Genomic DNA, 23,873 nt, shown 5'->3' with positions numbered 1-23,873 from the left:
ATTCTGATTTTGTCATCCCAACGCAGGAGGTATCTTCGGTGAAAATGGGAATTAGGCTCGACTGAAGATCCCTCCTGCGTCGGGATGACAAAAAATGAGTCGTGCTTGATCTTTTAGTAAGCCATTATTCACGTTAGTTAGGCATAATGAAGTCAGAGTTATTTATCGGACCAATGTCCGGTTGTCTCTTCAGGCCCGAGGTAGCGGGGTTCCAGGTCGCCGAAATCAAGGACCAGCTTTTGCAGCACCACAGCGGGGTTCACCATCCAGAATTTCACGGTATGTTTCCCTGCCCTGGCAATTTTATGTTTGGTGGGTTTGATGATGATGTTCTCGGCTGCCCATTTATTCCAGATGCCTTTGTCGCTTGTCTTATCTTCCTTGTTCAGACTAATGATCTGCGGAGCTTCGTCATCGACCGAAATGGCGTATTGCAGCCCGTTCTCCGACGCGAAGAAGTTCAGTGTTGGTGAAAAGTAAGCATTGATTGAAAACTCCCCGTTGCTATAGGTCTGGATGTCATATTCCAAATGGGGCGATTTGCCCTCTGGCTTCTGCTCGTTGGCCGTAACCGGAAAAGGCGTGATTGCCGATCCCGTCCGACCATGATCGGGAAGGGTTTTCCAACTGATGCCGTTGGCGTTTATGGCGCGGGTAAAATGGTCGGCTTCTATAGAAATGCCTTTTTGGGCGACCTGCTGAAAGCGTGAACCGGCCGCTGCTCTTTGGCCATTAGGCTGGTTCGCCGGCGCTAGGACAACGTCTTTTGGCGCAACGGCCGAGTCGGCGGGAAGGTAGTTGACCGAGGGCATTTTCTGGCGCTCCGGCTGCTGCCAGTAGGTGTACCCAATGTGGGTCTGACTCATCAGGTGATTCCACTTACCGTTGTTGAGCTGGTGATATTGTCGCGTGATCAATGAGTCGTTTGCATACAGTTCCTTCACCTTACCAGCAAATCCATTGGTCGTATTCCATTTATTGCGATAGGCCAGTCTGTTGAGGGCGACATGGTAGTACATGTTGTTCAGGTTAGCGCAGGCTTTGATGGGGTGCAGCACCAACTGAAAGAACGCATCCCGGTAAGCCGCGGGCAGGTCGTTATTGATTTTTTCGGCTTTTGTCAGGAGCTCCGTGTACTCGCCAACTACCGTTTCCCATTCATTCAGGCTGGAATAGGTGCTGGCGTCGAGCAATTCAGGCTTTCGGCGGGCGTTGAATTTTGCGTAGCGGGCCAGTAAATAGGCGATGTCTTTGGCATGGGCTTTTCCAAACTGAGCGGCTGCCCATTGTTCCGAGTAAGCCGTGAGGCCGTCGGCGTCTATCTTAGCAGGGTTCCAGGCAAAATCCAGAAAGAACGAGATCGGAAACTCCATGGGCTTAAGGTCGCCGACGTTTACAATCCAAATGTCGCGCACCTTGTGCTGCCAGGCCAGGTTCATTTGCTCCCAGATTCGGGGCAGCGGGTTGGTATTAAGCCATTTGTAATTGCGGGGCCCGCCTACATAGTCAAAGTGGTAATAGATGCCGTAACCGCCTTTGCGGGGTTTTTCGTCGGGCCGTGGGAGTTTCCGCAGGTTGCCCCAGTTGTCGTCGCAGAGCAGCAGGGTCACATCGTCTGGCACGCGCATACCTTTATCGTAGTATTCCTGAACTTCCTTGTACAAGGCCCATAGCTGTGGCGTTTCGGCGGCTGGTTTTTCCGTTACCTCGCTGATGATGGTTCGCTGGTCGGTGACGACGTGTTCGAGCAAGGCGGTGGCCGTCTCGCGCGACATGGGCGCATCGCCATCGCCCCGCATCCCCACACTCACAATCTTTTCGTTGGTAGCCCGTTTCATCCCGTCGCGCCAGAACTGCCGGAGCTTGTCGGGGTTGGATTCATAATTCCACTGACCGCCACCCGCCCGTCGCCATTCGTCATGCGCCCGCATCAGGGGTTCGTGGTGTGACGTGCCAATGACGATGCCGTATTTGTCAGCCATTCGAATGTTTAATGAATCATCGGCATAAAAGGCATTGCCCCACATGGCAGGCCAGATGTAGTTCCCCTTTAGACGAAGGATTAATTCAAACACCTTTTCGTAAAATTTGTGATTGAATCCGCCGAATTTTTCTTTGGTCCAGCCCGATAATGCCGGAGCTTCGTCATTGAGAAAAATACCCCGGTACTTTACGCCGGGAGCATCAGTTAGGGTGACGTTCTGTTTAAAATAGATTTCCTTCTGCCGGTGGATCGGCACATCGGCCCACCAGTACCAGGGCGATACGCCCATTTGCCTGGATAACTCAAAGACGCCATAGGCCGCGCCCCGCCGGTCGTTTCCAGCAATAATCAGGGCATTCGGGATGCCTTTAACCGGGTTCGTCAGGGTTTGCACCACCGAGGCTTCCCATTTGCCGTTTAGACTTGCCGGGTCAATTTTTCGCTGGGCAATCAGTTGTTTCAAAAAGGACGATTGCTGAATGGTGCCAATGGCAATGACGTTTTTGCCATTCTGGCCTACAGCCGTAACGATGGGTAGCCTGGTTCCGGTTATCTTTTCAATGTCTTTCTGAAGTAACTCAGCAGATGTTTTTACGAGTTCAGTTTCGCTGTTATCAACGTAAATCACCGCCTTTGTCACCGCAAACGGTGATTGGTTGGTCAGTAAACTTTGCGCATGGCTGGCGGCAGAAAAGAGGAGTAGGACAGCCAGAGTCAGAGTCAATTTCATGTCACTAGGGTGGACAGGTAAGCATTTGGTAAGCGTATTGAACGATTGCATTCAATTAGTTGCCCAATCGATGTAGTCTGTCTGTTGGTTTATGCAATCGGTTGCATAATTAACACAAAAAATAAACTCAATCTGCTTTTTATAGAAATAAAACTATTTTTTACCGTTTTAACGGGATTTGCGAATCTGTCAAGTTTCTGAATGACTTTGCAAATCTGTAGCTTATCGGGTGGATAAAGGTAGTATGGGCGTTTGTGGCCGGGTTTGCGAAATGTGCATTTTTTCTGAAAGCCAGTGCCTTCCGGCATCTACCAGAAATAAGTTAGGCTCAGCCGGGTAAAGAAAGGTGTACCGGGTGTAAAGTGAATTTCTTCGACGGGCTCAGCTTCTCCTCTTAGGCGGCTCTCGGTATTGAACTGTGTTTCTTTCCAGCGTGTGTTCAGCAGATTTTGTATAGTTAGACCCAGCGTGTATTTCTTTCGCAGGTAGTTCATCTGCAAATCCGAAACGAAGTAGCCCTTGGCCACAATTGAATTGTCTTCATTGGCGGGTCGATCGGCCATGTACCGGTAGCGTAATGAACCGCTGAGTCCATGATTCGTTTGCAGCGATACCCCACCGGTTGAGGTAAATACCGGGGCCAGGGGTAAATAATTCTGACCCGCTTCGGCATCCAGCGAACGTGGATTGGCCGTATTCAGGTCAATGTCGGCAAACAAGTGGCGGGTAAGCTGATACCGGGCGGACAGATCCAGCCCCATTCGACGTGAACGGCCACTGGGTTCCACAACGCCTTCGTCGCCCACATATACAAATTCCTGTTTCAGGTACAAATACCAGGCGGCTGCGTTAATGAGCAGTTTAGGAAACGGTTTTACGATGATTCCGATATCGGAGCCATAGGCACCGGGCAAAATCTCGCGACCATTCTGCGCTGTAACCACACGGGCGTCGTTGGAATGGAAACCCTTTCCTGTAGTTAAATACAGTTGGGCGTGCGGATTGATGGTGTAATAAAAATTCAGTTTGGGCGATACGATTGCCTGCGTTGCGCGCCTGTTGGTTGAAGGATTGATTAGTAAATTCTCGTATTGTGAGCTAAAATAATCGACCCGAATACCCGCGTTGATGCTGAAGCGACTGGATACCTGAACGACCTCATCGGCATAAAGGGCGGCATTGATTTCGTTGATATTGCCGTACTGAAGCCGATTTAACGTTTCTACCCGGTTTTTGGAGTGCGACAACTCCGTTCCATGGGTAATGTCCTGCCGGTACTGAGCGCCCAGTGTCGTTGCCCAACTGGTTGTGCCAAGGTTGGTCCGGGTGGCGTAACTCCCGTTGTAACCGAACAGATTTCTGTGTTCTTTCTGACGGATCTGATCGCCGTTGAGACTGTCTTTAAGAAAGAACGTGAAGTTGGAATACAGCTCGAAATTGTAATTGCTGTAGAAAAACTGGTTTTTGATAGTGTGATTACGGGGCGTGACCGTGACGAGTTGCGCATTAACGTTGGTCCGGCTGGTTTCTCCACCTTCGGTCGGGTCGACGGACCCAAACCAGCCTATTGATCCGGACGCCACGGCCCGGTCCGGTATTTGACCCGAATGATTCCACTTGCTCCAGAACGTCGAAGCCGTTAGGGTCAGGTTCGTGTTCGCTCCGATATGGCGGTGGTATTTTCCCAGTACGTTGACTCGTTTAAAATGCTGGGGATTATCGAAGTACGAGTCGCTGAACGAGTATTCGGAGGCCAGGTAAGCTGATTGATTTTTTGCCTTACCGCGTGCACCCAGTAAATCCAGCCCGGCTACAGCCCGGTAGGTGTTGAACTGTCCCACCTCCAGCTTAACGAAGGAGCGATCCAGGGCAGTCCGCGTCCGAAAATCGGCCCAACCGGCCGTTGCCAGATTACCTTTATCGGTGGTATATGGCCCTTTTCTAAAATCCACACCTTCAACCAATTCGGGTATAACGAAGTGCAGGTCAGCATAACCCTGTCCGTGGGCATGAGAAACCATATTGACAGGCATACCATCTACCGTCAGGCGAATGTCAGTGCCGTGGTCCAGATCAAAGCCCCGCAGAAAAATCTGCTCGGCCTTTCCCCCGCCCGCGTGCTGACCAATAAATAAGCCGGGAACCATTCGGAGAATTTCCTGCGAATTGGTGATGGGCCGCAATCGAATATCCAGATTACTGATCAGTTGCTGCATATTGGCTTTCAGAGCCGACACCGTTACTGAACTTAAGGTTACCGGTGCTACCGCCAGGGTAGTTTGCAGGTGCGTCGTCTGGTCATCCATAATGGTGATCTCCTGCACGTGGGCGGCATAGCCCACGTGCGAGAACTCGACTTTATAAGGCGATGCTACCAGTTTATCGAAGCGATAGCGGCCCAGCTCATCGGTAAGTGTTACTTTATCTAATCCGGCCAATTGTACGGTAGCTCCCTGCAGAGGCAGATGCGTAGTACCATCGAATACCGTACCGGTAAGCGTACCCAGATGGGCATACGCTGCCTGAATGGCCAGTAAAGTAAGTACGAGTGTAAAAATGATTCTTGTAAACTTCATTGGTTGAGTGTGTGCGGATCAAATTTCCGACAATTCCCCCTGCTTTCATAATACCGGAGGATTAGGTAGGGTCCTATTGCGCCAGCTCAGGTAGAGCGATAAGACGACCAGGGCAATAAGGCCATAGGCTGAATAACCGACAACTTCTTCGATACTTTTGGTCAGGCTGTTGCGCTGGCCGGATACGTGCTCAGCTATCCAGGCGAGGGCGGCAATTCCCGCCAGGAATGCTCCCGTCAGCCGGACAATCCTGTAGGAAGGAGTACGGCTCAGCAGTAGTAACCAGGGGATTATCAGTAAAATGATAAAGAGCTGCATTAATTCGATACCCAGGTTGAAGCCCAGAATACTCAATGCCATCGGCTTGGCGTCCAGTTGAAGATTTGTCAGCACACTGGCAAACGCCATCCCGTGAATAAGGCCAAAACCGGCGGCAATCCCGGCTTCACGACCCGCGAAAATAGGTCTTACCGCATGAATGGCAGATACCAGAACCGACAGGGCAATCAGGATTTCGACCGGCTGCGCTGGTATACCAGCCCATTCGGGATACCGGGCTGCCAGCGAGCCCAACAACAGTGTAAGGGAATGGCCGGCGGTAAAGGCAGTGACAATCAGCAGCAACCGTTTCGAGCTGTACCGTAGGCCACCAAACTGACCCCAACGCTGCCCGGCCCGGAGTAGGGGAGCGGGTAATAACAGTACCAGTAAAAAAAGTAGATGATCGGTGCCTTCAGCAATGTGCTGCGTGCCCAGTTTGACCATAGCTATAAAGCCGGTCCATTGGTCTCCTGACGCCAGATTGACGGGCAACGGCAGAATACGGTTGTTGACAATATCAAGGCTAATGGTGCCGACCTGCACCGGTTCGGCTTCGGCCAGTTGCCCGCGCTCCCAGTCTTGACGAACAGACACCAGTATGGTATGGGTCATTACCTGATGCAACACCACATCGTAAAAGAACCTGAACTGCCGCACATCGTTACCCGCCGGAGGTACCATCTGTACCTGCGCGGTCAATTCGCGGTATACCCCATTAACGGGGTTCTGGCTTTCATGAACGCTCACTGGCCCAACCGATACCTTCCAGAAACGCCCGTCCGGGCTTTGTGGTCGAATGTGTGCCTTAAGATAGGCCCGCAGCTGAGGGCCGAGCCGTGCTACCAGTCCCACCGACGAATCGTTTACGGCATGACCCCAGGCTGATTGCAGTTCGAAAAGCGGAATTTGCAACTCGGCATCAATCCGGTGGGAATGCACGTTGAGCTGTACCACCGAATTCGGCATGGGATGGGCGGTAACCAGCTCGGGCTGGGCTGAGGCTAACAGCAGGCTAACAAATAGCAACAGCCATCCCGATAGACGGCTGTTGCTGCTGACTGGCTGATTGCTTAGAAAAGACGCTGCGTTCATTTCTTTGTGGTTAGAACAAGCCCCTAGTTACCGCCATAATCGGTTGTATGGTCGCGCCAGACGGAGTGAGAGTGGGGCGTATTCCGGATGATGATACCACCCTGATACGAAAACTCAATCCAGACACTGGGTCCGTCAATTCGGACATAATCGCCCTGTGTACTCATGGCCGTTGTGCCCGAAAAAGCGACGTAGGTGCTGGCCAGTTCTGTGGTGTATTTGGTTAGTACGGCCGCGGCAAGGCTCGCGTCGAGGTCATTGACGTAAAGCTTGATGGCATTCAGCACCAGTGCCTGCTTGTCGCTGCTTAAGCTGCCTACCTGCAAACCCGATTTGGTAGCCGGGAATTTTCCATCCTGACCCGGCCCGAGTACCAGATCGTTGTACGTACCTGACAATTTTGCCGTTGCCTGCTCGGTTGTACTCAGGCCCGTCAGCAGATTGGCAAAGGCCACCCGCTCCTGTTCGAAGGCTGCATAGGTTCGGCTGCCAGCCGTCACGGCCGCCTGCGGCTCGGTGCCCCGGAAAGAAGGCGTAACGCCTGTACTGATCCCGCCATTAAGGGTGAAAGGCTGAGTGTAGTGGTGACCGGTGAACAAAATTGCCCACAGGCTGGAAGTGCTGGGCGTGCCTAAAAACGAAATGTAATAGTTACCCGCTCCATAGGTAGAGCCGCCCCCGATGGTGTTCAGGTAATCATCGGCGACCAGGTTCCCCATCATTTCGTCATACCCTTCGTTGGTCGTATTCAGCGCCAGCACAGCGACCATCAGATTACGGAAAGCTGCCAACTGCGCGTCGCTGAGTGAACCCAGGTTGATGCCATTTCGAGCCGACATACCGGCGGGCAGGTTGGACCATTTCTGGGCATTTGCTTTGGTATAAGTTAGTTGCAGCGTCGATTGTTGGGTGCTGCTCAGGGTCGATTTAAAGGCTTCGGCCAGACAGACGATTTTCGCAACACCCGTTGATGCACAACTCGTTGTGGTAGCCGTGGCGGATAGCGTGGTTGTGATTGAGCTGGAGCTATTCGTTGTGGAGCTCGTGGAACTGCTGGTGTCAACATCCGTTGATTTGCAGGATGTCAAGAGACTGCCGACTCCCAGGAATAGGAGCAGAACGACTGTTTGCTTGTTATTTTTCATAATGTAAGCTGAGTAAGTTTTCCTCAGCACCTGATCGTTTACTGGTACAATACTTGGAACGGTTAATCGCCGTTGCATAACCGATGCTGTGTTGGGGTAAAGAGCTGAAATGTTGTGGTGAATGAGCTGGTTACCGCTTGACATCGACCTGTCTGAGACCTGCTTGCAGCACAAAGGTCACCTGTAAAAGACAACGATTGGAAAAGGAGTGGTAAACCCCACCCGTCCGGGGGTAATAAGCCCGAGCTTGTGGTAAATCAGGAAAATATGGGGCTAAATGAAGCCGTTGAACAGCAGGCCGATCTGGTAGTTAGACTCTTCGCACCTGGACCTGGCTAGCTTATTTCATGAAAAGGTTAAAGAACTGTTTCTCATAGCTGCTGCCGATGGGAATTTCCTCGTTGCCTATCAAAATTAGTTTGCTGCGAATCGCCTGAATCTTGTCCAAGGCTACGATGAATGACCGGTGAACACGGATGAATTTTCCGGCTGGTAACTCGTCCAGCATTGCTTTTAACGTGAGTCGCAAAACAACAGGGGGCGCTTCCCGTAAATGGATCTTCAGGTAGTTATCCAGTCCTTCAATGAAGATGACGTCGGCAATGATAACTTTCACAAGACCATAATCAGCCCGGAAAAAGAGCTGTTTAGGTTCGGCCGTTTCCGGATTGTCCGTTTGCTGACGACTATACCACCGACTGTGGGCACGTTGCACCGCTTTGGTAAATCGGTCGAAGGTATAAGGTTTTAGCAGGTAATCCACAGCCTCTACTTCGTAGCTTTCCAACGCGTATTCGCTATAAGCGGTTGTAAAGATAACGAAGGTTTGGTGGTTGATGGATTTGGAAAAATCCAATCCCGACTCTTTAGGCATGTTGATGTCTAAAAAGATCAAATCAACGGGATTCGTTTCAAGATACAAACGAGCTTCTCCGGTGCGGGTGAACGTTTTGACGAGGTCAACCGAACCGATACGGCTACAGAAAGCGTCAATGATATCCAGGGCCGGCCGTTCGTCGTCGAGTGCAATGGCTTTCATCAGGATAAAGTAAGGGTAAGGTGGACACGAAAGTCGGTTGCGTTGTTGTCGATGGTTAGCTGATGGGCTCCCGGATACAGAAGTCGTAATCGTTCGCCAGCGTTTTTTAGTCCCACACCTGTAGAGTTTTCGAACTGATTGATCGCCACTTTTTTGTTGGCTACGTACAAGTGCAGACTGGTATCCTCTATGCGTACATGAATATCGATCGGTGAATCTTCGTCGGGGCTCACCCCGTACTTAAATGCGTTTTCAATGAATGAAAACAGCAGTAGCGGGGCAACTACCTGTTGCTGCGCGTTGCCCTCCAACAGATAGTTGATCTGAACGGCATCGCGCAGCCGGGCTTTCTGGAGGTCAATGTAGTTGGTAATATAACTTAGCTCCTTGTCAAGGGCTACTTTATCCCGGTGGGCATCGCGAATGATGTAACGCATGAATTCCGAGAGCTTGACGATCGTATCGGCGGTCTGTTCATCCTGCCGGATAGCCAGTGCGTAAATGCTGTTGAGGGTATTAAATAGAAAATGTGGTTGTATCTGCGCTTTGAGTTGGTAAAGTTCGGCCTGTAACTGATCGTTCTCAATCTGATGGAGTCGGCTGGCGGTCAGAAAGGAAATCGAAATGAGGGTACTAACACTGCCCAGCAAAAAAAAGATAGCCAGCTTTACCGGGAGCAGCAGCGTGAACGGTGGGCCATGGTGGCCGTCGTGCCCTGCATCGAAGGGATGGCTACTTAAAGAATGCTGTTTGTCGAATGACTCGAAAGCATGTCTGTGATCGTTGGAAAGCGAATGGTGCGACTGGCCGGCGGGCTTTGGCAGCATCATCTCCTCCACAAAGAGTTGTCTGGCCCAGGCCAGTGGTGTATTTTCAGACGGTAATTTGAAGTAGATCCACTGCTCTATACGATAGGGAAAGTAAACCGCAGCCAGTATGCAGCTAACGGCTATGAATATGTATCGCCGGTATCGTTTGGTCAGGAACCAGTGGGGTACAAATACCGTGTGATTCAGATAAGAGAACAGAACCAGAAAACAATACGCCAGACCATTCTGAATCAGGTGCTCGTGCGGTCTTAGCGGAGACCAGCTTACGCCCGCATAGACACAGTAAATCAGCGGCAGAATTGCCAGCGCAAGGCCGATTAATACATGGGTGCTATGGGCTCGTAACCAGATGGTCATTCGGTTCTTGAGGTGAATTACGCAAATGTATGTCCCGAGTCTGGCGTTCGGGAATAATTGTGGTTAACGGGTCGAAAAAAGGGGTATATACTGAGTCGAATCGGTTGTGTTTTTGTGTGTACAGGTAGGTTTAGATACGTTAACGCGTCCGGAAGTGTTCAGGCCGAACCCCTCCGGACGCGTTAACGTATCGCGAAAATCAATAGCCAACCGTAAATCGTTTTTGAATAAACTGCGGCTGCTCCAATTCATTGATAATGGCTGCTGCAAGATCAGTGACCGATATGTTATTCTCGCCTTTTTCATCAAAAACGGGCTCGTCGGTACCCAAGCGAAATGTACCGGTCCGTTCGCCAGGTGCCAGATTGATGGCGGGACTCAGGAATGTCCAGTCCAAAGTTGTGTTCTGGCGCAAATGGTTAAGGTAGTCACGGGCGGCCGTGGCCCCCGGCTTATACGCTGCCGGAAATTGGGGCGTATCGACTAATTGAACCCCCGGCGCTACTTCCAGACTTCCGGCGCCACCAACCACCAGGAGCCGTTTAACCCCAGACTGTTCGGTGCCGGTTTCAATCGCTTCCGACCCTCTCAGGAAATCATTGTACAGGTTAGGGTTGGTCCAGCCCGCATTAAATGCGTTGACAACGGCGTCATGTCCCGCTACCAGTTGAGCAACGGCAGTGGCATCATATACGTCGCCCTGCTGAACACGAAGGTTTTCGTGACGAAGGCTGATTTTTTCGGGGTGGCGAACAATGGCTGTTACGTTATGACCACGGGTCAGGGCTTCTTCCAGAACGGCAGAACCAACAAAGCCGGAGGCTCCAATTAAGGCAAGTTTCATACTATAGATTGGTTAGTTAATGTGTATAATGTAATGTAAAATGTTACAGTTTCGGTTAAAAAAAATCAGTCGAATCGACGGCTGAAATCTTCCAGTGTGGTATCGCCCAGTTTGTGAAGGAGAGCCTCTTCAGCTTCCTGATACAAACCATCCAACTGTTGGTTGATCTGCTTGCCAACCGGACAATTCGGGTTTGGGCTGTTGCGGGATGTGCCAAGGAAAGCGCCCTGGCGCGTGGCCAGGAAAACATCCGATACCCGAATGTGAGCGGCTGATTTTGCCAGCATACTGCCCCCGTTTTTCCCTTCCCGACTAATAACCAGCCCTTTGTTACGGAGGTTAATAAGCTCTTTGCGAACAAGTACCGGATTGATGTTTATACTACCCGCCAGCAAGTCAGACGGAAGCCATTCGCCGTTGGCTTTTGCCAGCAGCGTAAGTATGTGCATCGATATGGCGAATCGTCCGTTCATTAATGTAATATATATTGTTACAGATTTGGGGTGAGAATAATTCCCCTTCCGGCAAAAATTTATAGATTAGGTCCTGATTTGGATGAAGCCAGTTAACATGCCCACTCAACCGCCCGTCAATCGAAACCGACTCCTGTATGGATTGCTCGTACTATGCACCATTCTTATCGGATTGGCATCAAGGTATTTTTTCAGCGACGTGCAGTTTATCAAAAGCTACGTTGGCGACGCATTATGGGCGCTGATGGTCTATTTTGGCTTGGCTTTTCTGTTCACCAGGTGGTCAGTAAAAACGCTGGCTCTTGTATCAATTATCTTCTCATTTAGTATAGAAGTCAGCCAGTTGTACCACGCACCCTGGATTGATAGTTGGCGGGCTACTCGCCTGGGTGGATTGGTGTTGGGCTTTACCTTCGTCTGGAGCGATCTGCTTTGCTACAGTGCGGGAGTTTTGTTTGGCGTAGTGATGGAAACCTATTTACTCCCAATTCAGTCCAGAGTGGTCGGGAAAACTGGCGTTTAGGTTTGGCAATTGGTTGCTGGTAATTCTTTGGCAGTCACTAGGTTTACTCTAGTAACAATCTATACAAAGAAATTTAGCGCGAATAAGAGAGTAATGGGTTGACTATCAGGAAATTGGTCGACTTTGAGGCGGGGAATTTCTAGCCATTGGTGGTCGTGCCCTCGCTTGGCATGCACGACCACCAATGGCTAGAAATAGTAGTCCGATAGGCGACTGTTATTCACATTAATCTAATCTGATACCACAATGATTGGTGCGACCTGTTCCGGGTCGTTATCAGGCGATGCTTTTTTCTGCTTAAGGGCTTTCTTAGCCGCTTTTTTTAATGTTACATCGTACAGATCAGTCCGGCGGTCTTTTAAGACCTGCACTGAGCCATGTTCATGCAGTTCTTTCAATAAACTCAAATCCACGTCGGCGATCAGTACCATTTCGGTGTTGGTCGTGGCTTCGGCTTTAACCGCATTCGTTGGAAACTGAAAGTCGGAGGGGGTAAACACCGCCGATTGCGCGTAATTGATGTCCATATTCTGAACGCGGGGCAGGTTGCCCACACAGCCTGAAATAGCCACATAACACTCGTTTTCGATGGCCCGCGCCTGGGCGCAGTGCCGAACGCGCGAGTAGCCGTTCTGGGTGTCGGTCAGGAAGGGGACGAACAGGATTTGCATGCCCTGCTGGGCCAAAATACGTCCCAGTTCCGGGAATTCGACGTCATAGCAGATCAGCATGCCAATCTTACCGCAATCCGTATCGAAGGCCCGAATCTCGTAGCCTCCCACCATGCCGTAGTGTTTCACTTCGTTTGGTGTGATGTGAATTTTGCGGTACTCTTCAAACGAACCGTCGCGTCGGCATAGGTAGGCCACATTATAGAGCTTGCCATCCGTATCGACGAGCGGCATACTACCGCCTACGATGTTGACATTATACGAGATGGCGAGCTCGCAGAGTTTATCGCGAACGGCTTCCGTAAAGTCAGCCAGCTTCCGAATGGCAACCGGTTCCGGCAGATCGTTGAAATCGGCCATCAGGGGCGTGTTGAAAAACTCAGGCAGCACCATAAAGTCGGCCCGGTAGTCACTGACCGCGTTGGCGAAGAACTCAACCTGTTCCAGAAATGAATTCAAGTTTTTGAACAACCGCATCTGCCACTGAATAACGCCCAGCCGGATGATTGAATCAGTATGCGGCTTTTTGTCTTTCTCAACAACGTAATAAATATTGATCCACTCCAGCAGCGTCGCGTATTCTTTTGATTCAGAGTCGCCGGGGAGGTAACCGCGTAACACCTTCCGGACGTGGAAGTCGTTGGACAACTGAAAGGTAAGCGTGGGGTCATAAATTTCCTTCTGCTTCACCTTTGCAATGTATTCGCGCGGACTCAGTTCGTCGGCGTATTTATTGTAGTTCGGTATGCGCCCGCCGGCCAGAATTCCTTTCAGATTCAGTTGTTCACAAAGTTCTTTCCGGGCGTCATACAGGCGTCTGCCCAGACGAAGGTCGCGGTAATCCGGGTGAACGAATACTTCAATGCCGTACATGTAATCCCCTTCGTCAGAGTGGGTTTTGAAGGTATACCCACCCGTAATCTCGTGGTAGGTATGGTTATCTCCAAACTTGGCATAATCTACCCGGATGGCCAGCGCGATTGCTACTACTTTCCCATCGACTTCTACGCAAAACTGCCCCTCCGGAAAGATGTTGAGGAGTTTGGTAATCGAGCTTTTGGGCCAGTAGTCGCCACCAATGCCGCTGTAGACTTCAATCATGACCTCTTTAAGGTCGTGGTAGTCTTCTTTCTGTAATGTTCTGGTTTGAATATGCATAGTTTGTCAGGACCAGGATTTCAACAGGATTAATCAAGATTACAACAAGACAAAAATCTGGATTGCCTGTCAGTAATCTTGTTCAATCCTTCAAATCTTGAGAGAATCCCGGTTAAGAATTGTTTCCATCCCGACCAGCATCTCATCGGTAAAATCTAGGTGGGTTACGAACCGCACCAGGTGTTTGCCAAAGGCGACGCTGCGGATGCCTTTTGTTTCTAACCTTGCAACGTAATCCGCTGCCAGGATGGTTTCGGGTAATTTAAAAATGACAATATTGGTGTCGATGGGCAGAATATCCTCGACCTCGGGCAGGCGTTCGAGCATGGCCCCGATTTTACGGGCTCGGGAATGATCGAGTTTCAACCGGTCGATATGGTGGTCGAGAGCGTAGATGCCCGCTGCGGCCAGAAAGCCGGCCTGACGCCAGCCGCCACCCATCAGTTTCCGGAAGCGCCTTGCCTGCTGAATGAAACCGGCTTTACCAAGCAACAGCGACCCTACCGGGCACCCCAGTCCCTTCGACAGACAAATACTGATCGAATCGAACAACTGGCCGTAAGCACCCGTTGGTTCACCGGTTTCTACCAGGGCGTTGAACAGTCGGGCGCCGTCGAGATGAAGAATAAGACCATGTTCATCGCATACTTTACGAATTGCCGCAATTTCGGGAACGGTATAATAGCAGCCACCGCCTTTATTGATCGTATTTTCGAGCACGACCAGTCTCGACAACGGTTTGTGTGAGTCGGCCGGATTATAAATGTAATCCCGAATTAGCGCCGGAGTGAGTTTACCCCGTTCACCATGGGCCAGACTTACCGACGCCAGTGCATTCACCGAAATGCCGCCCCCTTCATATTGATAAACGTGGGATAAATAATCGCAGATGACATCATCGCCGGGGCGGGTATGCGTACGGATGGCAAGCTGGTTCGTCATGGTACCCGACGCACAAAACAGAGCAGCTTCCATACCAAACAAAGAAGCGGCCTGCGTTTCGAGGGCAATTACCGTTGGATCGTCGCCAAGGACATCGTCACCAAGCTGGGCTGTAAACATAGCCTCGCGCATGGCGGGCGTGGGTTGTGTAACGGTATCGCTACGCAGATCAATAATCATCTAGCTACAATCAGGCTGTTTAAAACAGCAAGTTAATGCCGTACGAGACTAGTTTAGAGTGAGGGCAATCGTTTTTTATCGGTCAAAAAGTAATTCAGTGGAGGATACAGGATAGAAATGTGCCCAATAGGGGTGATAATCTTGCTTTTGCCTGTCTTGCAATTATTTTTGGGTAACCTTTCTCGCCCATAGCTGTCTCAGTCTGTACGATAACTACTGAACTAGTACTAACCTACAGCCCATATTATGATGACAAACAAAACTCCCTGGATCATCCTACTTCTGCTCTGGATGGTCGGTTCTACCTGGTGGCACGTCTGTAAGATCAAGCAGCTCTGTGGTGATGTTCCGCAACCGGTTGCTGCACCAACTGACCTCTCTTCCGACAGCACCTCAGCCAATGCTGAAGGGTACTCGATAGTGGATGGCGATCTCTTTCGGCTGGATTTGCCCGGAAACTTCAGTTTTGCCAGATCGGGAGCCAACGCAAATATGAATACCCTGGGTGGTTCGTTGGAAACAGTGATCGCGTATTTGAAAGCCAATCCCGGTCGAATCCTCGAAGTTACTGGGTACTACTCGTCGGCTGAAGCCAATACTACCACGTTTCCGAATCTGGGTCTGGCTCGGGCAGAGAGCATTCGGCAGTACTTTTTTCAGCAGGGAATACCGGCGGCTTCACTCACGACAAAAGGTGTAGAAAAGGACTTGCCATTTCAAGCCGCTAAAGGCGACTCACTCTACGGAGGGGTTGATTTTGCGTTCAGCGGGGCTAAGCTACCTGTGTCATCAGATACCGCCACGTCACCGACTCTTGTCAAGCTTACAGAGCCAACTACGGAAAAGGCATTGGCCGAAGCCGAGAAATTCACCTCGGTATTCAAGCCAATCGACCTCTACTTCCCCCTGGCCCAGGCAAACTACATCCAGACGGATGAAACGAAAAAGTTCTTTGAGGAAGCCGCTGCTTACCTGTCGGGCCATAAAGACAAAAAACTTGTTCTAACCGGGCATACCGATAATTCAGGTCCCGATGCGGTTAACATGCAGCTATCGAAAGAACGAGCTGACGACGTTAAGAACAAATTGCGTAAATCCGGCATTGATATCGGCCAGATAGACGTTCGGGCTAAAGGAGAAACGGAACCGAAAGCGGATAACAATACCATTTCTGGTCGAAAAGCCAATCGACGTGTTACCGTAGTTGTAGAATGATCATCACCAAACATTTTTGTTGATGGTTTTCTGCGTAGCACACCATCAACGCCCCAACTTTAAACGCATACTATTATGTTTGACATGAATCCCCTTAACCTACCGGATGCCCAGTTGCAGCAGTTGATCATGCTGGTTGTAGCGGCAGTGTTAGGCTTTATTATAGGGTATGTTTCCCAACGAGGTACCATTAACGAACTCGAAGGAAGTCTCCTCACAACGGAACGAGATCTGGACGATTGCTACCGAAAAACACCTGTATTGAGCGATACCAATGATGAAGAAGCCATTATACTGAACCGCATCCGGAGCCGTTCGAGCGAAATTAACTTCGGTCGGATTGGGATGGCATCCGCTGTTGATGCAGATGATCTTAAAGTTATTATTGGAATAGGCCCCTTCCTGGAGAAGAAACTTAACGCAATCGGGATTTACACATTCAGGCAGATTGCCAATTTCGCTCAGGATGATATCGAGCAGGTGAATGATATCATCGAGTTTTTTCCGGGTCGTATTGAGCGCGATAACTGGGTAGGGCAGGCTGCGGAACTGGCATATAAAAAATAATTTTCTTATTTCTGGCAATTGGTAAAAGGTACTCCATCTTTCTGCCGATGAGCTACTAAACCTTCTTAAACGAAAATCCTGATATGTTTGGATTAGACCCCCTAAGCCAACCGGTGGCTATCATAGAAATCGTACTGCTGCTCATGTTTGCCGCCTTTGTGGGCTGGCTGGTAGGCCGGATGGTACTTTCTGGCCGGGTAAATGCATTACGTTCGTCCGTGGCCGAAAGCGAGGCCGAGCTGGAAAGATGTCGGCAGGCGAAATTGATAGGAAATGTGAGTACGCCTGGTATGCCTGAACCCAAACTTCATGTGCCAACGGCATTTGTTCATGCTGACCCTCTTCTACCTGAGTTTACGAACGATGGGACCCCTGACTTGATTGATGCTGATTCTGTCGAGCCAACGGACGGTTCATCGCCCGTTGTGCTTATTCCGGAAACGCCGACCGTTGTTCCCGATGTGGTCATTAAACCTGATAACTCAGAAGCCGCCGTCCTGAATCGCATCGCTGCCCGCGCCAGCGAAGTTAACTTCGACCGGATTGGCCGCGCCACTGCTACCGAAGCCGATGATCTGAAGGATATCGTAGGCATAGGGCCGTTTCTGGAGCGTAAACTTCACAGCCTGGGCATCTATACCTACCGTCAGATCGCTAATTTCACAAAAGAAGACGTTGATAAAGTGAATGAACTGATCGAGTTTTTCCCCGGTCGTATTGAGCGGGACGAATGGGTTAATCAGGCGAAAGCGATCTACGAACACAAGACCGGATCGGATAAATAATGGATTAATCATACGAATGCCCTGCGAGCATACAAGCTGGCAGGGCATTCGTGTTTTACGTCCAGGGCGTTATCCGTTAGTCGGTTTCTTTCGGGTGGGTGTACTACTTAGTACCATTGCACTACCCGACTGGTAAAAGTTGCACATGGTCTGCAAAACGCATTCCCTGCACTTGGGAAAGTACCAGGTGCAGATACGCTGACCATGCCAGTAAAAATGTTTGTGAAAGTTGAACAGCACCAGCGCATCCGGGGGTAAGTAGGATAATAGCAGGGTGTGGGCTTTTTCGGCACTCACCTTGGGCCCAATCAGGCCAAGCCGTTGGGTAACGCGGTGAACGTGGGTATCAACGGGAAGAACTGGCTTTTGAAATTTAAAAAGTAAGAGAAGCGTGGCCGTTTTCATACCGATACCCGGTAGTTTGGTAAGCCAGGCCATGGCTTCTTCGGTAGATAGTTTGTCCAGAAAATCAATATTCGCCTGTCCTGTTTCCTGAAAAAGGTGCGTAAGCAAATTCTGAATGTAAGGGGCTTTGATCTCCGGGTAGTTTGCCGACCGGATGGCATCGATCAGATCCGGAAGTGGGGCATCCCGCACCTGTTGCCAGTCCGGAAACCGCTCGCGCATGGTTCGGTAAGCGGTAACTTCATTGGCGTGGGTCGTTCGATGTGAGAGGATCGTTCCAATCAGCTCATGCATCGGGTCGCTATAGCCCTGAACGGGCTGAATGCCATAGAGCTCATTTAACTGCTGATGGGCATCAAGCGTTTTGTGAGCCAGATCGGAACTGGATTGCATAAGAGGGTAAGAGTCTGGCGTTATCGTGCCACAGACTATAACCCTACCCACCCTGAAATGTTCTTGTCCTAGGCGTAAAGAGCAGTAGCCGACTCCCACAAAGCGAGTCGGCTACTGACATTCATGATTTCGTTCGTAATTGTACTCCAATAGGCAAATAAATTAAGACGTTACCGTTAATTCAATGGCCTGTTGTTGGCTAATTGCCGACGAACCAAGCTCCAGCGACGACGTGAAACTGGCAGGACTTCACCCGTAGTCAGGTGAACCAGGCCACCTGTGTCTGTGCGTTCCAGCCGTTCCACGAAGTGCCGGTTAACAACACAGTTACGGTGGAGACGAATAAATAATTCAGTTGGTAGTTGGGGTGAATAGTATTTTAGGGTACGGGGCATCAGCATGCGTCTGCCGTCTGCCCAGTTCAACCAGCTATAATTAGCAACAGCCTGGAGATATACGAGGTCAGAAACTGAAAAGAACTGTCGTCCTGTTTCACGTAGGTAAAGTTTGAGAGGAGGCCACTCGGTTGGGGCAACTCGATTTGAAAAAGAAAAAGTGGATATTGACATACGTGAGGGGTATTACTTGATCAGAGACTTTAATTAATAAGTAACTGATGCAATACTAAAACCAATCCACGCTGTAGGCTTGCTGTTTCGTAACACAGCCTATAAAATTTGTAACATCAATTAATAAAGTTTCATTTTGGGCTGGTGAATGCCTCAATTAAACAAAATAGCCCTGATTTTAGCCTGTTTTGACGCATGTGAGCCCCTTATTTTTATGACTCCATTCCGGATGGAAAAATTATTTCGGCATTTCCTGCCGATGTTGTTCAACGTATTCTGAGGGAGTCAGGTGGTAATGTTCCTTAAAGACCTTGGAGAAATAAGCAGGGGTATCGAAGCCAACCCGATCGGCAACTTCGGATACCGAAGCACCAGTCATTAACAATTCAGCCGCTCGTTTCAATCGTACGGCCCGAATCAATTCAATCGGACTTAAGCCGGTCATCGCTTTAATTTTCCGGTTGAGGTGCATGCGGCTCATGCCGATGGCAGAAGCGAGTGGTTCAACGCCAAACGTAGAATCGTCGAGGTGAGATTCCAGAAGGGCATAGACGCGGTTCATGAAGTCGTCTTCCGGTGCCTGACTGGCAAGTGGCAGGTATCCTTCCCGCAACAATTGGCTTCGGAAGTAATGACGGGCCTGCTGCTGCTGAGCCAGCCGGTTTCGGATGCGGGCGCGTAATTCATCGACCTGGAAAGGTTTAGCCAGGTAATCATCAGCACCGGCATTTAATCCTTCCAGACGGCTTTCGGCAGATACTTTCGCCGTTAGCAGCAGTACCGGAATATGGCTCGTTATGGGGTTACTTTTTAATTGATGGCAAAGTTCATAGCCATTGAGCTCGGGCATCAGCACATCGCTGATGATTAAGTCCGGGCCGTTCATGATGGCGGCTTCCAAACCCGCCTTCCCGTTATTTACCCGCAACACCCGCCACTCTGTGCTGAGGGTCGTCAGAATAAAGCTGGCAATATCGTCATCATCTTCTGCCAGTAAAATGTAGGGCATCTTATCTTCCTGACCGCTTTGATTAACCGCAGCTCGTTGCTTGTTGAGGCTCTGTCCGGGTTCATTGTGCTGGCAGTTGTTGACCAGATCGGCACGAGCCTGGCGGCAGGGCAGCTCGACGGTAAAGGCAGTTCCTGTTTGAAGATCACTCTCTACCGTAATGGTGCCTTTCATTAGTTCGACTAGCTCCTTCACGAGCGCCAAACCAATTCCTGAGCCACCCACAGATTGCTCAGTCATGGGATCGGCCTGGTAAAAACGATTGAAAATATGCGGTAGCTGGTGTTTGGGAATCCCGCTGCCAGTATTTTGTACCACCAGTTTGACCAGATCGACCGGAGTTGATAAAGTCGTTTGATTGGTAGACGATACAGTTGTTAGCACATTGATCGAGCCGTTCTCATTGGTAAATTTCAATGCATTCGATAAGAGATTCGTCAAGATTTTTTCGACTTTATCGGAATCGAACCAATAATAAGGCTGATTAAAATGGTGCGTTTGCATCAATTGAATGTGCTTGCGTTGAACCTCGTCCGTAAACACCAGAACGGTACGGGTAATGAACTCCTGTAAATCGGCGGGTGCGGGGGTGAGGGTGAGGTTTCCGGCATCGAGTTTAGCCAGATCGAGTAATTCATTGATCAGTCGCAGGAGCCGGTTGGCGTTTCGGTAGATGAGCGAAAGGCGATTGTGAAAAGGAGAATCGGCCGAGTCGTGCAGAACCTGCTCCAATGGGGTTAATATCAACGTTAGTGGCGTACGGAACTCATGGGTTATATTGGCGAAAAAGCGTGTTTTTACCTCGTCAAGGTGTTTCAAATGAACAGACTCCCGCTCCCGTAATTCGATCAGACTCTTCATTCGAATACGATTGATCCGTACCCAGACAAACAAAATAATGGCCCCCACGAGCAACAGCGCATAGCCGGTATATGCCCACCAGGTTGCCCAGACCGGGGGATTGATCACAATGCGTAGCGAATGCATATACGGACTCCAGACACTCGACGTATTCGACGCATTAACGATCAATGTATAGGTGTTGGGGGGGAGATTCGTATAAGTAGCCGTTGCCTGATTGCCACTGTAAACCCAGTCGTTATCCAACCCGATCAATTTGTACCGGTATTGATTTTTGTGGATCTGGTTAAACTCAAGGGCAGAAAAATCAATGGACAGGAAGTTTTGCCAGTGGTCTAACGTCAGTTCCGTCAGTTCATTGATATCCCGTTGAATGGGCGAGCCTGGTGTTGTGGCGTTTACCCATTGGTTATTGATACGCAGGGCGGTAAGCGCCACCACTGGTTTGATGGGGTCTTCACTAACCCGGCGCGGATCGAAGGTGGTGTACCCGCCGGTTCCTCCAAAAATAAGTCGTCCGTCGGGCAAGGCAACATCATGAAATTGCTTGAACTCCTCACCGGGCAGCCCGTCGTCGGCCATGTAGTTGCGGGCTTCCAGTGTTCGGGTATCAAAGCGGCATAAGCCGCGATTGGTGCTGAGCCATAAATGACCGTTGCGGTCGGCGCGTATGGCATAGATGACGTTGTTCGACAGGGCCTGACCAACGGGAAACCGCTGAATTTTACCCGTTAGTTTGTCGAGCCGACATAAGCCTTCCCCAAAGGTTCCAATCCAAAGATGATTGTATTGAAGCGGGTCCTGCGCGAGACACAGGAGAGCATCTCCAGGTAAGTTTCGTTCGGTAGTACCGCCACTGTGCCATTGGATGAGCCGCTTTACGGACAAATCGGCTCGCAGTAAGCCGTGGTTTTTTGTAGCCAGGTAAACCCGACCACCATCCACAACCATCGCCGTGATAACATAAGGATGGTTTTTGGGTAGGGGTAAAGGAAAAGCCGTGAAGGTCTGCTTATCGGGATTGTGTCGAACTACAGCCTGGTTATGTGGTCCTAAAAGACCCCATAGTTCACCCTGGGCACCCGCCGAAAGGGCCGTAAACTGAAACTGTCCGTTTGGCAACCAGTGCGGTTCTATGCCTGTTGGTTCGACCGGCGAGAAAGTTTGCTGGTTGGGATTGTAGCGGTAGGGGACCATCTCCGGGCTGGTTATCCACAGGTTTTTCTGGCGGTCGAACTGATATCGCATACCGGCAGAGGATTGTTGGCGGATCACTGCCGGAACCGCACTAAGGGGGACATTAAACTGCTGGGTGAGCCAATCCGTCTGAAAGTTCTGCGTGTACGGCCACGTCTGAAAGGGGCGTTTATTAAGGTCATATTTGATCACGCCATCGCCATTCAGGCCAATCCAGAGCACATTCGTTCGATCAACCAGTAATGAAACGGCGGAAGATCGGCTAAGGGTGGCTGGCTGATTAATGAGCAGATTGAACCCATTTTGGCCTCCAGTATCGCCCATGAGCGGAACTAGCCCACTCTGGTCGGTGAGTCGATTCTGGTTGATATAATCAGTGCCTCGGTAGTCTTTAGCAAAAAGGGGGACAGCCGTTGGCAGACCGGGTACCGATACCACCTGCCGCACCAGACCGCTGGTTGTGGAGAAAATGGCAAAGCGGCCCGGAAACCCAAGCAGTAATTCACCAGTTGATCGCTCATGAAGCGCAAAGACATCATTTTGGGGTAAGCCCTGTTCCGAACGATAGATCGCAAATTGCCGCTGTGCCGGATTGAATCGAAATAGACCGTCGGCGGCAGCCAGCCACAGTTGATTATGCCGGTCAAGAAGCAGGTCATAAAGCGTCCGCTGGCTGCTATCGCCCTGTATCATCCAGTGCCGGTTCGAAACGCTACCGTTTGCATTGAGCCGAAAAAAGCCGTTTGTTTGCGTAGCTACCCACACGTTACCGGCATGGTCCGGCTGAATGCCAACCAGTTGGTCTCGTCCCAATGCCTGTTGAAAGGCAAGTGAATTAGAAACCCGTTTGGTCTGTTCAGTTACCGGGTCAAAACAATCAACGTTGTTGTTTTCAGTACGGACCCAAAGTTTTCCCTGCCGGTCATCTTTTATTTCATAAATACTACTAAACGACAGTGATCTGGCCTGTTGAGGGGCATGGGTATAGATGCGAAAATGGACACCATCATATCGGCATAGACCATCGCGAGTGGCCAGCCAGATGAAGCCTCGCTTGTCCTGAATTAATGATTTAACGAATCCCTGGGGTAGGCCGTTGCGGACAGTTAGGTATTCCGGCTCAGGAGATGCCCACAACGGCATGGATAAACCAAGCAACAGTATCCAGAAAAGTGCCCATTGGGTAAGCCAGCGCATAAGTGAAATTGAAAGTTGCTCAATGCAAGCGGTATTAATTATGAACTGAATCAACTGATAAGCCCATTGAGCAGATATTTTTAACTTTAAGGTAATTGATTTTTGTTGAAAGTAAATAAATGGGCACTAATTTCATTTATTTTTCTCTTTATATCGTCCATGCGTATTCGCTTAAGTACTCCGGTTGAACAACCACTTCCGGCCGTTTGGGCTGGTTTTGACCGTTCGCTTTTTAACCAGCTCAGCCCCCCGTTTCCCCCCGTTGATGTTATTCGGTTCGATGGCTGTTTGCGGGGTGATGTTGTTCACTTACGATTAAACTTCTTCCTGTTTCGTCAGGATTGGATTAGTGAGATTACGGACCAGCAGACGAGTGACGAAGAGATTTTTTTCATTGATCAGGGGGCTAAACTACCCTTTTTCCTGACTTACTGGCAACATCGGCATCGACTGCAACGGTTAACCCAACCCGGAACTAATCAAACCCTTGTGATTGACGATATAACGTTTAAAACCGGGCTTTTACTGACCGACTATTTATTTTATCCATTACTCTGGCTGCAGTTTGCGTATCGAAAACCCATTTACAAGCGCGTGTTTCGTACACGCACGCCAAGTAACTAAATGTAGCATAAATCTACAGATTAAGACGGATAATATAAAGTGGGGGTCAAATTTGCAAAAAAAGAATCAGTCAAACCAAAATCTGCTTAATTAAGTAATGCGATCCCTCGAGCAGGACACAGTAAGCTTTTTGAACTGCCCGGATTCTTTTACATTTGTCTACGAGGGGTCTTTTAATCTCACTTC

At 49.9% G+C, this 23,873-nt stretch carries 18 protein-coding genes; 5 read left to right on the top strand and 13 right to left on the bottom strand.

The window, feature by feature from the left end; all coding sequences use genetic code 11:
* Positions 1–158 precede the first annotated feature (158 nt).
* From ACYVJM_RS03095 to ACYVJM_RS03060, 8 genes are all read right to left on the bottom strand, one after another.
* Positions 159–2,714, bottom strand: a complete 2,556-nt coding sequence (locus ACYVJM_RS03095) for a glycosyl hydrolase 115 family protein (protein ID WP_461146737.1) — start codon at positions 2,712–2,714, stop codon at positions 159–161.
* Positions 2,715–3,022: 308 nt separating this feature from the next.
* Entirely contained in the window at positions 3,023–5,290 is a 2,268-nt protein-coding gene (locus ACYVJM_RS03090; protein ID WP_461146736.1) for a TonB-dependent receptor, read from the bottom strand.
* Positions 5,291–5,335: 45 nt separating this feature from the next.
* Positions 5,336–6,703, bottom strand: coding sequence for a HupE/UreJ family protein (locus tag ACYVJM_RS03085; RefSeq protein WP_461146735.1), 1,368 nt, complete (start codon positions 6,701–6,703; stop codon positions 5,336–5,338).
* A 23-nt stretch (positions 6,704–6,726) separates the two neighbouring features.
* A complete protein-coding gene (locus tag ACYVJM_RS03080; protein WP_461146734.1) occupies positions 6,727–7,848 on the bottom strand; it encodes a DUF3500 domain-containing protein in 1,122 nt (373 codons plus the stop codon).
* A 340-nt stretch (positions 7,849–8,188) separates the two neighbouring features.
* A complete protein-coding gene (locus ACYVJM_RS03075; protein WP_461146733.1) occupies positions 8,189–8,887 on the bottom strand; it encodes a LytR/AlgR family response regulator transcription factor in 699 nt (232 codons plus the stop codon).
* On the bottom strand, positions 8,887–10,074 hold the full coding sequence (locus ACYVJM_RS03070; protein WP_461146732.1) for a sensor histidine kinase: 1,188 nt from the start codon (positions 10,072–10,074) through the stop codon (positions 8,887–8,889). Before ACYVJM_RS03070 ends, ACYVJM_RS03075 begins: the two co-directional genes overlap by 1 nt.
* A 199-nt stretch (positions 10,075–10,273) precedes the next feature.
* Entirely contained in the window at positions 10,274–10,918 is a 645-nt protein-coding gene (locus tag ACYVJM_RS03065; protein WP_461146731.1) for an NAD(P)-dependent oxidoreductase, read from the bottom strand.
* Positions 10,919–10,983: 65 nt separating this feature from the next.
* Complete coding sequence (locus tag ACYVJM_RS03060; RefSeq protein WP_461146730.1) at positions 10,984–11,391, bottom strand: RrF2 family transcriptional regulator; 408 nt, start codon at positions 11,389–11,391, stop codon at positions 10,984–10,986.
* A 97-nt stretch (positions 11,392–11,488) separates the two neighbouring features.
* Between ACYVJM_RS03060 and ACYVJM_RS03055 the strand changes: the two genes are divergently transcribed.
* Positions 11,489–11,914 (top strand): ribosomal maturation YjgA family protein, encoded by a 426-nt coding sequence (locus ACYVJM_RS03055; protein WP_461146729.1) that lies wholly within the window; start codon positions 11,489–11,491, stop codon positions 11,912–11,914.
* A gap of 230 nt (positions 11,915–12,144) precedes the next feature.
* On the opposite strand, the gene ACYVJM_RS03050 is transcribed toward ACYVJM_RS03055, so the two are convergent.
* Complete coding sequence (locus ACYVJM_RS03050) at positions 12,145–13,743, bottom strand: GNAT family N-acetyltransferase (RefSeq protein ID WP_461146728.1); 1,599 nt, start codon at positions 13,741–13,743, stop codon at positions 12,145–12,147.
* A 90-nt stretch (positions 13,744–13,833) separates the two neighbouring features.
* Positions 13,834–14,865 (bottom strand): threonine aldolase family protein, encoded by a 1,032-nt coding sequence (locus tag ACYVJM_RS03045; RefSeq protein WP_461146727.1) that lies wholly within the window; start codon positions 14,863–14,865, stop codon positions 13,834–13,836.
* 246 nt (positions 14,866–15,111) lie between these two features.
* Here ACYVJM_RS03045 and ACYVJM_RS03040 point away from each other — a divergent pair, with 246 nt between their 5' ends.
* The 3 genes from ACYVJM_RS03040 (at position 15,112) to ACYVJM_RS03030 (ending at position 17,432) form a co-directional block, all read left to right on the top strand.
* A complete protein-coding gene (locus ACYVJM_RS03040; RefSeq protein ID WP_461146726.1) occupies positions 15,112–16,080 on the top strand; it encodes an OmpA family protein in 969 nt (322 codons plus the stop codon).
* Positions 16,081–16,155: 75 nt separating this feature from the next.
* Positions 16,156–16,647, top strand: coding sequence for a hypothetical protein (locus ACYVJM_RS03035; protein WP_461146725.1), 492 nt, complete (start codon positions 16,156–16,158; stop codon positions 16,645–16,647).
* A gap of 83 nt (positions 16,648–16,730) precedes the next feature.
* Positions 16,731–17,432, top strand: coding sequence for a hypothetical protein (locus ACYVJM_RS03030; RefSeq protein ID WP_461146724.1), 702 nt, complete (start codon positions 16,731–16,733; stop codon positions 17,430–17,432).
* A 69-nt stretch (positions 17,433–17,501) separates the two neighbouring features.
* Here the strand turns inward: ACYVJM_RS03030 and ACYVJM_RS03025 are convergent, their stop codons facing one another.
* The 3 genes from ACYVJM_RS03025 to ACYVJM_RS03015 form a co-directional block, all read right to left on the bottom strand.
* Positions 17,502–18,230, bottom strand: a complete 729-nt coding sequence (locus tag ACYVJM_RS03025; RefSeq protein ID WP_461146723.1) for an endonuclease III domain-containing protein — start codon at positions 18,228–18,230, stop codon at positions 17,502–17,504.
* Between the two features lie 176 nt (positions 18,231–18,406).
* Entirely contained in the window at positions 18,407–18,799 is a 393-nt protein-coding gene (locus ACYVJM_RS03020; protein ID WP_461146722.1) for a LytR/AlgR family response regulator transcription factor, read from the bottom strand.
* Between the two features lie 238 nt (positions 18,800–19,037).
* Positions 19,038–23,063: a hybrid sensor histidine kinase/response regulator transcription factor gene (locus ACYVJM_RS03015; protein WP_461146721.1), complete on the bottom strand. Its 4,026-nt coding sequence runs from the start codon at positions 23,061–23,063 to the stop codon at positions 19,038–19,040.
* 159 nt (positions 23,064–23,222) lie between these two features.
* Between ACYVJM_RS03015 and ACYVJM_RS03010 the strand changes: the two genes are divergently transcribed.
* A complete protein-coding gene (locus ACYVJM_RS03010; protein ID WP_461146720.1) occupies positions 23,223–23,687 on the top strand; it encodes an SRPBCC family protein in 465 nt (154 codons plus the stop codon).
* The last annotated feature ends 186 nt before the right edge of the window (positions 23,688–23,873 follow it).

The sequence above is a fragment of the Spirosoma pulveris genome, assembly GCF_054781875.1.
The sequence above is the reverse complement of the archived record's forward strand: the minus strand, read 5'-3'. Positions and strand labels throughout refer to the sequence as shown.

Excerpts from the sequence above, each read along its gene's own strand:
- ACYVJM_RS03095 (WP_461146737.1), bottom strand. The coding sequence starts at position 2,714 with ATGAAATTGACTCTGACTCTGGCTGTCCTACTCCTCTTTTCTGCCGCC.
- ACYVJM_RS03090 (WP_461146736.1), bottom strand. The coding sequence starts at position 5,290 with ATGAAGTTTACAAGAATCATTTTTACACTCGTACTTACTTTACTGGCC.
- ACYVJM_RS03085 (WP_461146735.1), bottom strand. The coding sequence starts at position 6,703 with ATGAACGCAGCGTCTTTTCTAAGCAATCAGCCAGTCAGCAGCAACAGC.
- ACYVJM_RS03080 (WP_461146734.1), bottom strand. The coding sequence starts at position 7,848 with ATGAAAAATAACAAGCAAACAGTCGTTCTGCTCCTATTCCTGGGAGTC.
- ACYVJM_RS03075 (WP_461146733.1), bottom strand. The coding sequence starts at position 8,887 with ATGAAAGCCATTGCACTCGACGACGAACGGCCGGCCCTGGATATCATT.
- ACYVJM_RS03070 (WP_461146732.1), bottom strand. The coding sequence starts at position 10,074 with ATGACCATCTGGTTACGAGCCCATAGCACCCATGTATTAATCGGCCTT.
- ACYVJM_RS03065 (WP_461146731.1), bottom strand. The coding sequence starts at position 10,918 with ATGAAACTTGCCTTAATTGGAGCCTCCGGCTTTGTTGGTTCTGCCGTT.
- ACYVJM_RS03060 (WP_461146730.1), bottom strand. The coding sequence starts at position 11,391 with ATGAACGGACGATTCGCCATATCGATGCACATACTTACGCTGCTGGCA.
- ACYVJM_RS03055 (WP_461146729.1), top strand. The coding sequence starts at position 11,489 with ATGCCCACTCAACCGCCCGTCAATCGAAACCGACTCCTGTATGGATTG.
- ACYVJM_RS03050 (WP_461146728.1), bottom strand. The coding sequence starts at position 13,743 with ATGCATATTCAAACCAGAACATTACAGAAAGAAGACTACCACGACCTT.
- ACYVJM_RS03045 (WP_461146727.1), bottom strand. The coding sequence starts at position 14,865 with ATGATTATTGATCTGCGTAGCGATACCGTTACACAACCCACGCCCGCC.
- ACYVJM_RS03040 (WP_461146726.1), top strand. The coding sequence starts at position 15,112 with ATGATGACAAACAAAACTCCCTGGATCATCCTACTTCTGCTCTGGATG.
- ACYVJM_RS03035 (WP_461146725.1), top strand. The coding sequence starts at position 16,156 with ATGTTTGACATGAATCCCCTTAACCTACCGGATGCCCAGTTGCAGCAG.
- ACYVJM_RS03030 (WP_461146724.1), top strand. The coding sequence starts at position 16,731 with ATGTTTGGATTAGACCCCCTAAGCCAACCGGTGGCTATCATAGAAATC.
- ACYVJM_RS03025 (WP_461146723.1), bottom strand. The coding sequence starts at position 18,230 with ATGCAATCCAGTTCCGATCTGGCTCACAAAACGCTTGATGCCCATCAG.
- ACYVJM_RS03020 (WP_461146722.1), bottom strand. The coding sequence starts at position 18,799 with ATGTCAATATCCACTTTTTCTTTTTCAAATCGAGTTGCCCCAACCGAG.
- ACYVJM_RS03015 (WP_461146721.1), bottom strand. The coding sequence starts at position 23,063 with ATGCGCTGGCTTACCCAATGGGCACTTTTCTGGATACTGTTGCTTGGT.
- ACYVJM_RS03010 (WP_461146720.1), top strand. The coding sequence starts at position 23,223 with ATGCGTATTCGCTTAAGTACTCCGGTTGAACAACCACTTCCGGCCGTT.